General features: G+C 62.5%; 13 protein-coding genes. 8 read left to right on the top strand and 5 right to left on the bottom strand.

Features of this window, described 5'->3' with window-relative positions:
• Nucleotides 1–101: 101 nt before the first annotated feature.
• The 5 genes from hemP to AC1RRC_RS23185 all read right to left on the bottom strand — a co-directional run bounded on the left by hemP (nt 102) and on the right by AC1RRC_RS23185 (nt 3,037).
• Nucleotides 102–296: a hemin uptake protein HemP gene (hemP, locus tag AC1RRC_RS23205; protein ID WP_493057897.1), complete on the bottom strand. Its 195-nt coding sequence runs from the start codon at nt 294–296 to the stop codon at nt 102–104.
• A 177-nt stretch (nt 297–473) separates the two neighbouring features.
• Nucleotides 474–1,319: a Crp/Fnr family transcriptional regulator gene (locus AC1RRC_RS23200; protein ID WP_493057896.1), complete on the bottom strand. Its 846-nt coding sequence runs from the start codon at nt 1,317–1,319 to the stop codon at nt 474–476.
• 204 nt (nt 1,320–1,523) lie between these two features.
• Nucleotides 1,524–2,168 carry a response regulator gene (locus tag AC1RRC_RS23195; RefSeq protein ID WP_493057895.1) on the bottom strand — a complete coding sequence of 215 codons (645 nt, stop codon included), beginning with the start codon at nt 2,166–2,168 and terminating at the stop codon, nt 1,524–1,526.
• A 61-nt stretch (nt 2,169–2,229) separates the two neighbouring features.
• A complete protein-coding gene (locus AC1RRC_RS23190) occupies nt 2,230–2,697 on the bottom strand; it encodes a universal stress protein (RefSeq protein WP_493057894.1) in 468 nt (155 codons plus the stop codon).
• Nucleotide 2,698: 1 nt separating this feature from the next.
• The gene (locus AC1RRC_RS23185; RefSeq protein WP_493057893.1) at nt 2,699–3,037 is read right to left on the bottom strand and encodes a hypothetical protein; all 339 of its coding nucleotides are present in this window, start codon (nt 3,035–3,037) and stop codon (nt 2,699–2,701) included.
• Nucleotides 3,038–3,111: 74 nt separating this feature from the next.
• Between AC1RRC_RS23185 and AC1RRC_RS23180 the strand changes: the two genes are divergently transcribed.
• From AC1RRC_RS23180 to AC1RRC_RS23145, 8 genes are all read left to right on the top strand, one after another.
• Nucleotides 3,112–3,951: a protein phosphatase CheZ gene (locus AC1RRC_RS23180; protein WP_493057892.1), complete on the top strand. Its 840-nt coding sequence runs from the start codon at nt 3,112–3,114 to the stop codon at nt 3,949–3,951.
• On the top strand, nt 3,951–5,894 hold the full coding sequence (locus tag AC1RRC_RS23175) for a chemotaxis protein CheA (RefSeq protein WP_493057891.1): 1,944 nt from the start codon (nt 3,951–3,953) through the stop codon (nt 5,892–5,894). The genes AC1RRC_RS23180 and AC1RRC_RS23175 overlap by 1 nt, the downstream gene beginning before the upstream one ends.
• A gap of 238 nt (nt 5,895–6,132) precedes the next feature.
• Complete coding sequence (gene leuC, locus AC1RRC_RS23170) at nt 6,133–7,536, top strand: 3-isopropylmalate dehydratase large subunit (RefSeq protein ID WP_493058019.1); 1,404 nt, start codon at nt 6,133–6,135, stop codon at nt 7,534–7,536.
• 44 nt (nt 7,537–7,580) lie between these two features.
• Nucleotides 7,581–7,712, top strand: coding sequence for an entericidin A/B family lipoprotein (locus AC1RRC_RS23165; RefSeq protein ID WP_493057890.1), 132 nt, complete (start codon nt 7,581–7,583; stop codon nt 7,710–7,712).
• 60 nt (nt 7,713–7,772) lie between these two features.
• Nucleotides 7,773–8,420: a 3-isopropylmalate dehydratase small subunit gene (leuD, locus tag AC1RRC_RS23160; protein WP_493057889.1), complete on the top strand. Its 648-nt coding sequence runs from the start codon at nt 7,773–7,775 to the stop codon at nt 8,418–8,420.
• Nucleotides 8,421–8,426: 6 nt separating this feature from the next.
• The gene (gene leuB / locus AC1RRC_RS23155; RefSeq protein ID WP_493057888.1) at nt 8,427–9,500 is read left to right on the top strand and encodes a 3-isopropylmalate dehydrogenase; all 1,074 of its coding nucleotides are present in this window, start codon (nt 8,427–8,429) and stop codon (nt 9,498–9,500) included.
• A 72-nt stretch (nt 9,501–9,572) separates the two neighbouring features.
• Nucleotides 9,573–10,700, top strand: coding sequence for an aspartate-semialdehyde dehydrogenase (gene asd, locus AC1RRC_RS23150; protein WP_493057887.1), 1,128 nt, complete (start codon nt 9,573–9,575; stop codon nt 10,698–10,700).
• Between the two features lie 295 nt (nt 10,701–10,995).
• Complete coding sequence (locus AC1RRC_RS23145) at nt 10,996–13,722, top strand: motility hub landmark protein FimV (RefSeq protein WP_493057886.1); 2,727 nt, start codon at nt 10,996–10,998, stop codon at nt 13,720–13,722.
• Nucleotides 13,723–13,808 lie beyond the last annotated feature (86 nt).

Raw genomic sequence — 13,808 nt, 5'->3', positions numbered from 1 at the left:
ACGGATGGCTGGCGGGCATTACAGATACGGCGACGCGTGCGGCGTCAGGTGCGGCGGAAGTCGCTGCGGCTGGTACGGTGGTTGATGCGGTGGCTGGAACCTTAGGCGGTGAGGATCAGTTTGCCCAGCTGGGTGATGCGCAGGCGGTAAATCTTGTTGTTGTGCTCGATCTCGACTTCACGCTGGTCTTGCATTAGGGACGCGCTGGTGACGCGGCGGACAGGAGCAGGCGCGCTGGCCGCCACCGGGGTGGCTGGGACGGCGGCGATAGGCGAAGTATTTTTGACACTGTGCATGCGATGGCTCCTAATAAATGATAATGATTCTCATTTGTATTATTGAGCATCGCTATCAACTTTGCAAGGGGATTTTGCAAAGCCGGATAAATGAGGTGCCCGGCCTGAAGGCCCGGCATCGGCGAATAATAAAAAAAGCCCGCAAGGAGCGGGCTTGTTGCGGCGCGTGGCGGGCGTTCAGGCGGTCGCCAGTATGGGCGCCGGCGCGGCCGCGGCCGCGGCTTCGGCACGCGCCCGCTGGCGGCTGCGCGATCGCGAGGGCGGCAGGCGGCGCAGGTTTTTCAGCGCTTCCGCATCCTTGATGCCGATGGTGCGCTGGTCCACGCTGATCAATCCCACTTCATTGAACGCCGACAGGGTGCGGCTGACGGTTTCCAGGGTCAGGCCCAGGTAGCTGCCGATTTCGTGGCGCGTCATGCGCAGGTTGAACAGCTTGCTGGAGTAGCCCATGGCGGCAAAGCGGTCGGCCAGATTCACCAGGAAGCGCGCCACGCGCGCTTCGGCGGAGAGGGCGCCGAGCATGCCGATCATGGTTTGTTCGCGCACCAGTTCGCGGCTCATCACGCCGTACAGCAGGTTTTCCAGTTCCGTGTGGGCGCGGCCCAGCGCCGCTAGTTTGCGGAAGGGCAGCAAGATCAGGTCGCAATCGGACAGCGCCACGGCTTCCGAGGCGTAATGGCGGGTGTGGATGCCATCGACCCCCATCATGTCGCCTTTCATGGGGAAGCTCAGCACTTGCTCATTGCCGAATTCATCGATGAGGACGGTTTTCAGGAAGCCGGAATTGACGACAAACAGGGTGTCGAAGGCCTGGCCGATGGTGTGGACACGTTGGCCCTGCTTGAATTGCACATGCTGGAACAGCAGTTCGTCCGATGACGGAATGTTGGTGGTCGGTATGTGCAGCAAGTCGCAAACTTCCCTGAGATTCGACCAGAGGCGGCCCTGGCGCTGGCGGCCCGCCTCGGCGCCAGATGGCTGCGCTTGCGCCGGACGGAAGTCGGAAATGTGTGTGGACTGCATGGTGATCTCCTGGTGGCGTTGTCCATCCCTGGGACTGTATCGGTTGTTGTGCCGGAGTTATGACTATTCGGCAACTTTTTGAATGGTTTCAGTATGCCAACCGAGGCCAAGCATGGATATCAGCGGGCGCTGAATCTATGGGTAGGAGACGGCGCAGCTTTGTAGGAATATTCCTAACGAAAGTCTGCGCGCAGGGGAAGGGAATTACGTCTTGAAGGGCGCCAGCAAGCGGTGTGCGACCGCGTATTGCACCATCTCAGACAAGGAACTCATTCCCATTTTCTGCATGATGCGGGTCTTGTGGGTGCTGACGGTTTTCACCGACAAATGCAGGTTGTTGGCGATGTCGGTGATGGATTTGCCGCCGACCAGCAGGGAAAATACTTCGAATTCGCGGTCTGACAACTGTTTGTGCAACAAGTTCTCGCTTGGCATCATGATGTTCAGCGCCAGTTGTTCCGCCACTTCCGTGCTGATGTACGGCCGTCCCGACGCCACGCGGCGGATCGCGCCAACCAGTTGCGTGCCCGCGCTTTCCTTGGTCAGGTAACCCTGCGCACCGGCGCGGATCGCGCGGACCGCATACTGCTCTTCCTCGTGCATGGTGAGGATCAGGATATTGAGCTTGGGCGCCTCAATCTTGATTTGCCGGATCAGTTCAACCCCGCTGCGGCCCGGCATGGACAGGTCCAGCAGTAATAAATCAAAACCGCCCTGGCGGACCTGGGTGAGAACTTCGAAGCCGTCGGTGGCTTCGCCGGTGATGTCGATGTCCGGCGCGCCGTCGAGGATGCGCTTGAGACCTTCGCGCATGATGGTGTGGTCGTCAGCGATGACTATTCTGATCATGTTGGCCTTGTCGATGGCGGCAGATAGTCACTGCCGCCGGGTTCTATCTATCACCTGACGGTTAATCCGGCAGGGGTTCTTTCAGTAACCGGTGCACCAGCACCGGGATTTTCGAGTGGGACAGCACCTTGTTGGTGACGCTGCCCAGCAGCAGCTGGCCCCAGCCGCTGCGGCCGTGCGATCCGATGAAAATCAGGTCGCAGCCATGTTCATTGGCCACATCGACGATTTTCTGCGCCGCGCTTTCCGCAAAGGCCGTCACACCCTGGCATGCCAGGCCTTTTTTCTCGCATGCATCGAGGATCGCCTGCACATGTTCGCGTCCGGCGCGCTGCATCGCGGCGCGGTATTCCTCCTCGCTGGGATAGCTGGGCGGAATGATTTCCACATATATCGGGTATTGATATTCCGGCGCGACAAACAGCGCCAACACTTCCGCCCCCATTTGCTGGGCGAATTTCACGCCGGCACAGGCTGTCATGCTGGAAACCGCGGAACCGTCGGTGGTAATCAGGATTTTCCGGTACATATCAAGCTCCTTTCCCTCGGGTGATGGCGCTGGCACCTTCATTGTAGCCCCGGATTGAACCACGGGAGGCTGATAACGTCTTGATAATTGTCAATAATCCGCGCGGTATAGCGCAAATTAAATAATCGCGGTGCTGTAATTTTTGCATGGAAGCATCGAAATAACATTCTCCGCGCCCCTTCCCGGGGCGAGCGATGATAGTATCTGCAAATACAACAGTAAACTTGGTTTTACCCACGCCGCAGGGGGATGGCAAGCGGCTTTCCTGTCCCGGCGATTGAACAACCGGCTTGCGCCCTGCTAAACTCGCACCAGCGGTTTTGATATTGCCGGGCATCATTAAATGTCCGCGCCCAGGTAAAACAGCAGTGATGCAGCATATGCAGCAACCAATACAGACATGGAGAAGCAGGAATGACCAACGCCGCTGATGATTTCGACGCACTATTTGATGAAGTGTCTGCGCAACGCGCCGCAGATCCAGCACCAGCGGCGCCGGCTCCGGCGCCGGCAGCCTCAGCGGAAGATGACCTGGAAAGCCTGTTTGACGAAGTAGCCGCCTCCCGCGCGCCTGAGCCCGCACCTGCCGCGCCAGCTGCGGCAGTGGTGGCCGAGGCCGCGCCCGCAGCGGCGGAAAGCGACAGTGACGGCGATTCCGGCAACCCGATGTTTGAACGCCTGGGCGGTATCGTGCGCCTGCTGCACGACTCGCTGCGCGAACTGGGCTATGACAAGGCGCTGACGGAAGCGTCGGCGCAAATCGGCGATGCACAAGACCGCCTGGAATACGTGGCCAGCCTGACCGAGCAGGCCGCCAACAAAGTGCTCAATACGCTCGACGATGGCATGCCGGCGCAGGATGTACTGTCGAAGAAATCCAGGGAAATGGAAGACCGCTGGGCCGCGCTGTTTGCCGGCAAGCTGTCGATCGATGAATTCAAGGTGCTGGCGGGCGATTCGCGCGCCTTTGCCGCCGCGGTGTCGGAAGCGACCGAAGCGGAAAAAGCCCGCTTGCTGGAAATCATGATGGCGCAGGATTTCCAGGACATCACGGGCCAGTTGATCAAGAAAGTCGTGGTCATCACCAAGACCGTGGAATCGGAACTGGCGCAACTGTTGCGTGACAACGCGCCGGCGGACAAGCGCGAGAAGATGGCGCAAAAAGAGGTGCAGCTGATGAGCGGTCCTTCGGTGCCGACCGTTGCGCTGAACCAGGACAGTGTCGATGACCTTCTTGCCGATCTGGGATTCTAATGGACGATATGCTCAAGGAGTTCGTCGTCGAGGCGATGGACCTGGCAGTAAATGTTGAAGAACACTTGTTGCGCCTCGAACGCGACCCGGAAAATAAAGAAACACTGAATGCGGTGTTTCGCTCCTTCCACACGATCAAGGGCGGCGCCGGTTTCATGAACCTGCCGGCGCTGGTCGCCGCGTGCCACCTGACGGAAAACCTGTTCGATGCTTTGCGTACCGGCGCCGCGCCGGTGACGCCGCTGTCGATCGAGGCGGCGCTGCAGGCATCCGGATTCGTGGCCGACCAGTTGTCGGAACTGAATAACGGCGTGCCTTCGGAAAGCTTGGGCGCGATGCCGGCCGACCTGGAAGCCATCCTCACGGATGCGATCGAGGGTAAGACCAGCGCGCCAGCCAAGAAGGCGGCGGCCCCGGCCGCGCCTGCACCGACGGCGGCCCCGGTTGCCGCCGCGCCTGCGCCAGTGGCCACGGCGGCGCCTGCCGCGCCGGCCGCGGTGGGTGGCGATGGCCTGGACTGGGAAGGCATGTATATCTCGGTGGTGCCGGAAGGAACTTATACGCGCAGCGCAGCGGCGCCGGCAGCGGTTGCTCCGGCCCCGGCTGCCGCTGCCGCTGCCGCCGAAGCCCCTGCCGCGCCAGCGCCTGCCGTCGCGCATGCGGAAGGCGTGGCGGAAGCGCAAGCGGCCGCTGCGGCGGTGGCGCCGGCGCCGCGCGCCCGTCCTGAAAAGGGCGACGACAAGCCGAATAACGCGCCGGCCAAGGAAGAAAGCATCCGGATCGACGCGGTCAAGCTGGACGCGCTGCTGGAAGTGGCGGGCGAATCCGTGCAGGCCGCCAACCAGGCTGCCGTGCTGCTGGAACGCCTGCAGCAATTCAAATTCGAAGGCCAGGCCGCGACCCTGATGTCGGCGCTGACGGAAACCCTGGAACGCGCCTCGCGCTATTCCAGCGAACTGCAGCGCGCCACCCTGGCGACCCGCATGCAGCCGGTCGGCCGCCTGTTCCAGAAATTCCCGCGCCTGGTGCGCGAATTGGCCAAAGACCTGGGCAAGGAAGTCGAACTGACCATCGAAGGCGCGGAAACCGAAGTCGACCGCGTGGTGGTGGACAGCCTGTACGACCCGCTGGTGCACATGCTGCGCAACGCGCTGGACCACGGCGTCGAAGGTCCGGACGCCCGCATCGCGAACGGCAAGTCGCCGCGCGCGTTCATCTCGCTGAAAGCCTGGCAGGAAGCCAACAGTGTGATGATTGTTTTGCAAGATGATGGCCGTGGCATGGACCCGGTGGCGCTGCGCCGCAAGGCTGCCGAAAAGGGCCTGATCTCGCCAAATGCGAACATGACCGACGACGAATCGTATCAGCTGGTATTCTTACCGGGTTTCTCGACCAAGGAAGTGGCCTCCAGCGTGTCCGGCCGCGGTGTCGGTATGGACGTGGTGAAGACCGCCGTGGAAAAAAACCGCGGCGCGATCCACATCGAATCGATGCTGGGCAAGGGCACCAAGTTCGCCATCCGTCTGCCGATCGAACTGTCCATCGTTCCGACCATGCTGGTCTCGACCTCCGGTGCGCAACTGGCGCTGCCGATGGCCGTGGTCCAGCGCGTGGTGGAATTGCCGGAAGAGTTCATGGAAGTCGGTGGCGCGCCGGTACTGAAAGACCAGGGCCGTCCGCTGCCGGTCCGCACGCTGGCCGGTGCACTGGGTTATGCCCCGGTGTCCGAGCGCGTGGGGATCGTCGTCAACGCGCCGCAGCCATACATCCTGGCCGTGGAAGCGGTCGATGGCACGGCCGACCTGGTTATTAAACCGATGACCGCGATCGCGGTTGAAGGGATTACCGGCACGGCGCGTTCGGCGGAGGGCGATCTGGTGCTAGTGGTGGGGCTATCGTTCCTGATGGAAGGGTGCAGGAGTAGTGTACGCATGGCGGCCTGATACACGGAGGGCCGCGGCAAAAAACACCAAAGCCTGCGAGATCCGCAGGCTTTTTTTATGTTTCAGTTACGGGTGCCGGGCCTTCAGGCCGGGCTCCCTCTAACTAGATGAACAAGGCGTCATATGGTGGTGCTTACCCCAGGCCGCATCGGCTCACGAGGCGGAATTTCGGGCTTGGTTTTGCATTGCACAAACTATGGCATAATCAAAGTGAATATCTAACCAGGCAGTAGCAGCAATCATGAAGACGCTTTACGACAAACTCTGGGAATCCCACGTGGTGCGCACGGAAGAAGATGGCACCACCATCCTCTATATTGACCGCCACCTGGTGCACGAAGTCACCAGCCCGCAAGCATTTGACGGCCTGCGCGCCGCCAACCGCCAGCCATGGCGCGTCTCGGCCAACCTGGCCGTGGCCGACCACAATGTGCCGACCACCGACCGTTCGCAAGGTATCGAAGACCCTGTCTCGCGCCTGCAGGTCGAGACCCTGGACAACAACACCAAGTCCTACGGCCTGACCTATTTCAACATGAACGACAAGCGCCAGGGCATCGTGCACGTGATCGGCCCTGAGCAGGGCGCGACCCTGCCGGGCATGACCGTCGTGTGCGGCGACTCGCACACCTCGACCCATGGCGCCTTCGGCGCGCTGGCGCACGGCATCGGCACCTCCGAAGTCGAACACGTGCTGGCCACGCAAACGCTGCTGCAAAAGAAATCGAAGGCCATGCTGGTGCAGGTCGACGGCGTGCTGGGCGCGGGTGTGACCGCCAAGGACATCGTGCTGGCCATCATCGGCAAGATTGGCACCGCCGGCGGCACCGGTTATGCGATCGAATTCGGCGGCTCGGCGATCCGCGCGCTGTCGATGGAAGGCCGCATGACGGTCTGTAACATGGCGATCGAAGCGGGCGCGCGCGCCGGCATGGTCGGCGTGGACGAGACCACCATCAACTACGTCAAAGGCCGTCCATTCTCGCCGGTGGGCCCGCACTGGGACCGCGCGGTGGAATACTGGCGCACCCTGCACACCGATGCCGGCGCCAAATTCGACCTGGTGGTGACGCTCGACGCGGCGGCAATCACGCCGCAGGTGACCTGGGGCACGTCGCCGGAACAAGTGGTGTCGGTCGATGCCCGCGTACCGGATCCGGATCAAGAGAAAGACCCGGTCAAGCGCGACGCCATGGAAAAGGCGCTGGTCTACATGAACTTGAAGCCGAACACGCCGATCGAAGATATCCGCATCGACAAAGTGTTCATCGGCTCCTGCACCAATTCGCGCATCGAAGATTTGCGCGCGGCGGCGGCCGTGGTGCGCGGCAAGCAGCGCGCCTCGAACGTCAAGCTGGCGCTGGTGGTGCCGGGTTCCGGCCTGGTCAAGGAACAGGCCGAGCGCGAAGGGCTGGACGCGATCTTCAAGGCCGCCGGCTTTGAATGGCGCGAACCGGGCTGCTCGATGTGCCTGGCCATGAATGCCGACCGCCTGGAACCGGGCGAACGCTGCGCCTCGACCTCGAACCGCAACTTCGAAGGCCGCCAGGGCCAGGGCGGCCGTACCCATCTGGTGTCGCCAGCGATGGCGGCGGCGGCCGGGATCGCCGGCCACTTTGTCGACGTGCGCTCGCTGCGTTAATTCGCGCGAATTTAATTTATACCGTTTAGTTCAAGAGACATATCATGAAATCCACCATCGCCCTGATCGTTACCACCCTGGCCATCATTACCCTGTCCGGCTGCAACACCATTTCCGGCATCGGCAAGGATGTGCAAAAAGTCGGGCAGGTTGTCACGAGCGCGGGTGGGAAATAACAGCTCGGCAGGCCGGCGCGGCTGATGCCGCGCGCCTGCCGGCGCATTGCAGAAAACATCATGGAAAAATTTACGATACATGAAGGCCTCGTGGCTCCGCTGGACCGCGCCAATGTCGATACCGACGCCATCATCCCCAAGCAATTCCTGAAATCCATCCATCGCACCGGCTTCGGTCCGAACCTGTTCGACGAATGGCGCTACCTGGACCATGGCGAACCCGGCATGGACAACAGCAACCGCCCGCTGAACCCGGACTTCGTGCTGAACGCGCCGCGCTACCAGGGCGCGTCGATCCTGATGGCCCGCAAGAATTTCGGCTGCGGTTCGTCGCGCGAACATGCACCGTGGGCATTGGACCAATATGGTTTCCGCGTGATCCTGGCGCCCAGCTTCGCGGACATCTTCTTTAATAATTCCTTCAAGATCGGCCTGTTGCCGATCGTGCTGACCGAGCAGCAGATCGACCATCTGTTCAACGAAGTCAAGGCTTTCCCGGGTTATCGCCTGGTGGTGGACCTTGAAAACCAGCGCATTTCCACCAGCAACGGCTCTCTCTCCTACCCCTTCGAGATCGATGCCTTCCGCAAATACTGCCTGATGAACGGACTTGACGATATCGGCCTGACCCTGCGCCACGCGGACGACATCCGCGCGTACGAGGAACGTCATCTGGCAAACCAGCCCTGGCTGGCCAACGTCATCTAAAACATCATGAAAATTGCAATCCTCCCGGGCGACGGCATCGGCCCGGAAATCGTGTCCCAGGCAGTCAAGGTCTTGAATGCACTGGACGAAAAATTTGAACTGGAAAGCGCGCCGGTCGGCGGCGCCGGTTACGCCGCGCACGGCCACCCGCTGCCGGAAGGCACGCTGGCGCTGGCCAAGGCCGCCGACGCGATCCTGTTCGGCGCGGTGGGCGACTACCAGTACGACAACCTGGAACGCGCGCTGCGTCCGGAACAGGCGATCCTGGGCCTGCGCAAGAACCTGGGCCTGTTCGGCAACCTGCGTCCGGCGATCCTGTACCCGGAACTGGCCGGCGCCTCGACCCTGAAGCCGGAAGTCGTGTCGGGCCTGGACATCCTGATCGTGCGCGAACTGACCGGCGACATTTACTTCGGCATGCCACGCGGCGTGCGCGAGTGCCCGGACGGTCCATTCAAAGGCCAGCGCGAAGGTTTCGACACCATGCGCTATGCGGAAGGCGAAATCCGCCGCATCGCCCACGTGGCGTTCCAGGCCGCGCAAAAGCGCGACAAGCGCCTGACCTCCGTGGACAAGGCCAATGTGCTGGAAACCTTCCAGTTCTGGAAAGACATCATGATCGATGTCGCGAAAGAATATCCGGACGTCGCGCTGGACCACATGTATGTCGATAACGCCGCCATGCAACTGGTGCGCGCGCCGAAGAAATTCGACGTGATCGTCACCGGCAACATGTTTGGCGACATCCTGTCGGACGCGGCCGCGATGCTGACCGGTTCGATCGGCATGCTGCCATCGGCTTCGCTGGACGCCAACAACAAGGGCCTGTACGAACCATCGCACGGTTCCGCGCCGGACATCGCCGGCAGGGGTATCGCGAATCCGCTGGCGACGATTTTGTCGGCCGCCATGATGCTGCGCTTCTCTTTGAGCCGCGCCGAACAGGCCGATCGCATTGAAAACGCTGTCAAACAAGTGCTGGCGCAAGGCTTGCGCACCGCCGACATCTACGAGGAAGGCACCACCAAGGTGGGCACCGAGCAGATGGGCGATGCGGTGGTGAAAGCGCTGGCATCCTGAGATTTGCGCTTGATAATTTGTGGATGCCCGGCCTGAAGGCCCGGCACCCAGGGAAAAATAAAGGGAAAGAAAATGAAACTCGTAGGTCTGGTAGGTTGGCGTGGCATGGTCGGTTCGGTCCTGATGCAGCGCATGCAGGAAGAGGGCGACTTCGCTCACATCGAACCGGTGTTCTTCTCCACCTCGAACACGGGCGGCGCGGCGCCATCGATGGCGAAGAATGAAACCACGCTGAAAGACGCGAACAACATCGATGAACTGAAACGCTGCGAAATCATCATTTCGTGCCAGGGCGGCGACTACACCACCGAGGTCTTCCCGAAGCTGCGCGCAGCCGGCTGGAATGGCTACTGGATCGATGCGGCATCGACCCTGCGCATGGAAAAAGACGCGGTCATCGTGCTGGACCCGATCAACCTGAACGTCATCAAGGACGCGATGGCCAAGGGCGTGAAAAACTTCGTTGGCGGTAACTGCACCGTGTCGTGCATGCTGATGGGTCTGGGCGGCCTGTTCAAGCAAGACCTGGTGGAATGGATGACGTCGATGACGTACCAGGCCGCTTCCGGCGGCGGCGCGCAGCATATGCGCGAACTGCTGACCCAGTACGGCACCATCAACGCTTCCGTGAAACCGCTGCTGGACAATCCTGCTGCCGCGATCCTGGAAATCGACCGCCAGGTGCTGGCGACCCAGCACGGCCTGACGGCTGAAGAAACCAAGCAGTTCGGCGTGCCGCTGGGCGGCAACCTGATCCCGTGGATCGACAAGGACCTGGGCAACGGCCAGTCGAAGGAAGAGTGGAAGGGCGGCGCGGAAACCAACAAGATCCTGGGCCGTGGCCTGGACTTCGGCACCGCAGCGATCCCGGTCGATGGCCTGTGCGTGCGGATCGGCGCGATGCGTTGCCACTCGCAAGCGCTGACCATCAAGCTGAAGAAAGATGTGCCGCTCGATGAAATCAACGACATCATCGCCAACGACAACCAGTGGGTGAAGTTCGTGCCGAACAATCGCGAAGCATCGATGCGCGACCTGACCCCGGCCGCCGTGACCGGCAGCCTGACGATCCCGGTCGGCCGCGTGCGCAAGCTGTCGATGGGCGGCGATTACCTGTCCGCGTTCACCGTCGGCGACCAGTTGCTGTGGGGCGCCGCCGAACCGCTGCGCCGCATGCTGCGCATCGTGCTCGACAAATAAGCTTGATAGGTGGGTGCCCGGCCTGAAGGCCCGGCACCCATGGTGTCGGATTAAAAGGCCGGTTTCCCAGTGAAACCGGCCTTTTTTCTTTCGATCGAATTCGAAATTCAGCACCAAGGTGACAGATGCGCCCGCAAAGCTTGCATGCGTCATGGCATGGTGTTATGTTGGCCCTATCCGGGAATGCAACTTTTTCCAATCAACAACTACACATCACACTATGCACGTTAGCCACCGCTCCAAGCCCCTGTCGTTTGCGTTGAAAACACTTACCAGCGCCGTAGCCTGCGCAGTATTGCTGTCTCCCGTCGCCAACGCAGCCGGGCTGGGCAAGCTGACTGTGCTGTCGTCGCTGGGCCAGCCGCTGCGCGCGGAAATCGAATTGACGTCAGTGGCGGCGGAAGAATCGTCCGACCTGACGGCCAAGCTGGCGCCGGCGGAAGCGTTCCGCCTGGCCAATATCGATTTCAATCCGGCCCTGCTGTCGCTGCGCTTTGAAGTGGAAAACCGCAATGGCCGCCAACTGATCCGCGTGTCGTCGTCGCAGCCGATCAATGAACCGTTCGTCGATATGCTGCTGGAGCTGAGCTGGACTGGTGGCCGCCTGGTGCGCGAATACACGTTCCTGCTGGATCCGGCGGAAATGCGCAGCGCGCAGTCGCCGCAGGTGGCGGCGCCGGTCGATGTGCCGGGCCGCGCCGCGGCGGCCGCCGCACCGGCTGCCCGCGCACCGGCCCCGCGTCCGGCGCGCGAACCTGCCGCGCCGCGCGAACGCGATGGCGCCAATGAATACAAAGTCAAACCGGGCGACACGCTGGGCAAGATTGCGCGCCAGCTGAAGCCGGTCGACGTGTCGCTCGACATGATGCTGGTGGCGCTGTACCGCGCTAATCCGGAAGCCTTCGCCGGCAACAACATGAACCGCCTGAAATCCGGACAAATCCTGAACGTGCCGGATTCGGACGCGATCAAAGGCGGCGCATCGGACGGCGAAGCGCATGGCGTGGTGATTGCGCATGCGGCCGATTTCAATGCCTACCGCAACAAGCTGGCCGGCCAGGTGGCGTCCAGCACGCCGGCGCAAGGCGCCGAGAGCAGCCAGTCGGCGGCGGGCAAGATCACGGCCAAGGTGGAAGAGCGCGCCACGCCGGCCAATGAAGCCAAGGACCAGCTGAAACTGTCGAAGGCGGCAGGTGGCGAGGGTGGCGCGGGCAAGACGGCCAAGGCCACGGAAGAAGACAAGATTGCGCGGGAAAAACAGGTGGCGGAAGCCAATGCGCGCGTCAAGGAACTGGAAAAGAACGTCACCGATCTTGAAAAGCTGATGGCCGTGAAGAACAAGGCCATGGCGGACAAGCAAAAAGCCGCGTCCGCGCCGGCTTCCGTCCCGGTCCCGCCGGCACCGGTGGTGGCCTCGGCGCCGGTGGAAACCCCGGTACCGAAGAAACCGGTCAAGCCGGTGATCACCGAGCCATCGCTGATGGATACGGTGATGGACAATATCCAGCTGATCGGCGCCGGGCTGATCGCGCTGCTGGGTGGCGCCGGCCTGATCGCGGCACGCCGCCGGCGCGCCGCGCAGGCGGCGCCGGCCACCGAAACGCCGAAAGCCGAAGTGAGCGTGCTGGGCGATCCCGGTCTGCAGGCGCAGCCGCTGATTGCGGAAACCGGCGGCCAGAGCGTCGACACCAACAACAGCGTGTTCAATTCGAACTTCGCGCCATCGGCCAGCCAGCTCGACACCAATGAAGTGGATCCGGTGGCGGAAGCGGACGTGTACATCGCCTATGGCCGCGATGCGCAAGCGGAAGAAATCCTCAAGGAAGCGCTGCGCACCCATCCGGAACGCCACCCTGTGCGCCTGAAGCTGATGGAAATCTTCTCGAACCGCAAGGATGCGCGTTCGTATGAAGCGCAGGCCTCCGAACTGTATTCGATGACCAAGGGCCAGGGCGACGAGTGGGCGCAAGCTGCCGCGATGGGCCTGGCGCTGGACCCGAACAATCCACTGTATGCCGGCACCGGCGCCGCCGTGGCGGCCTCGATGGCATCGATGGATGCCCCGGCAGCGCCGGCCACCGATGCACCGCTGTCGGCCGACGACTTCGCCAGCATGTTTGCCGAACCGGCGCCAAGCGCGGCGCCAGCGGCCGAAGCGCACGATTTCTCCGGCCTGGACCTGGACTTGAGTTCGGATGCCACGGCGGCGACCGAGGCGCCGGTGCACGCCATGGACTTCTCGCTGGACGACCTGACCGCGCTGCCATCGCTCGATGACACGCCGGCCGCCACGCAAGCGCCGATTCCCGCAGCCGATGCCGAGCACTTCCTGGACTTTGACCTCGGTGGCCTGAGCATGGACACCACGCAGGCGCCGTCGGTGGCGCCGGTGGAGCCGGCGGCCGAGGAACCGTTCGACCTGGCCTTTGACCTGGAAGCGCCGCCGGCCGCCGCCGTGGCCGAAGCGCCCGCCGCCGAGCCGGGTGCGGCGCCGTTGACGGCCGATGATTTCGCCATGGACTTCGGTCTCGATGTGCCGACTTCGGCGCCAGCCGTGGACTTGCCAACGGCGGCACCGCCGGCTGCGGCGGACCCGCTGGCCGAACTGGACATGATGGACTTCAACTTGCCGGGCACGGCCACGGAAACCGCGGCGCCTGAACTGGCGGACGATGCTGCCGAGCCGGCGCTGGCGGCCAATGACTTTGCCATCCCCGACTTCCCTGAACTGGACATCGCGGCCACCCAGGCGCCATCGGCGCCACCGACGGCGGCGGACTTCGACCTGTCCGGCATCGACCTGGACCTGATCGGCAGCAACGCCAAGCTGGCCACGCCGGCCGAAGGCGGCGAAGAAATGTCGGCGCTGCAAATGGAAATGGACACCAAGCTGGACCTGGCGATCGCGTACCAGGAAATCGGCGACAAGGAAGGCGCCCGCGAATTGCTGGACGAAGTCATCCGTGGCGGCACCGGCGACCAGATCAGCCGCGCCAACGCCATGCGCAGCGCCCTCGGCTGACAGTCGTCACGCCCTCCCCGAAAGCCGGCCCCCACGCCGGCTTTTTTATCGCCCACAGCGGAGGCAGCAGTGGGGGCAGCAGTGGG

Source organism: Pseudoduganella sp. GW821-FHT12E03 (assembly GCF_058807115.1).
Note: the sequence above shows the minus strand (reverse complement) of the source record. Positions and strands in the feature narration are given on the sequence as shown.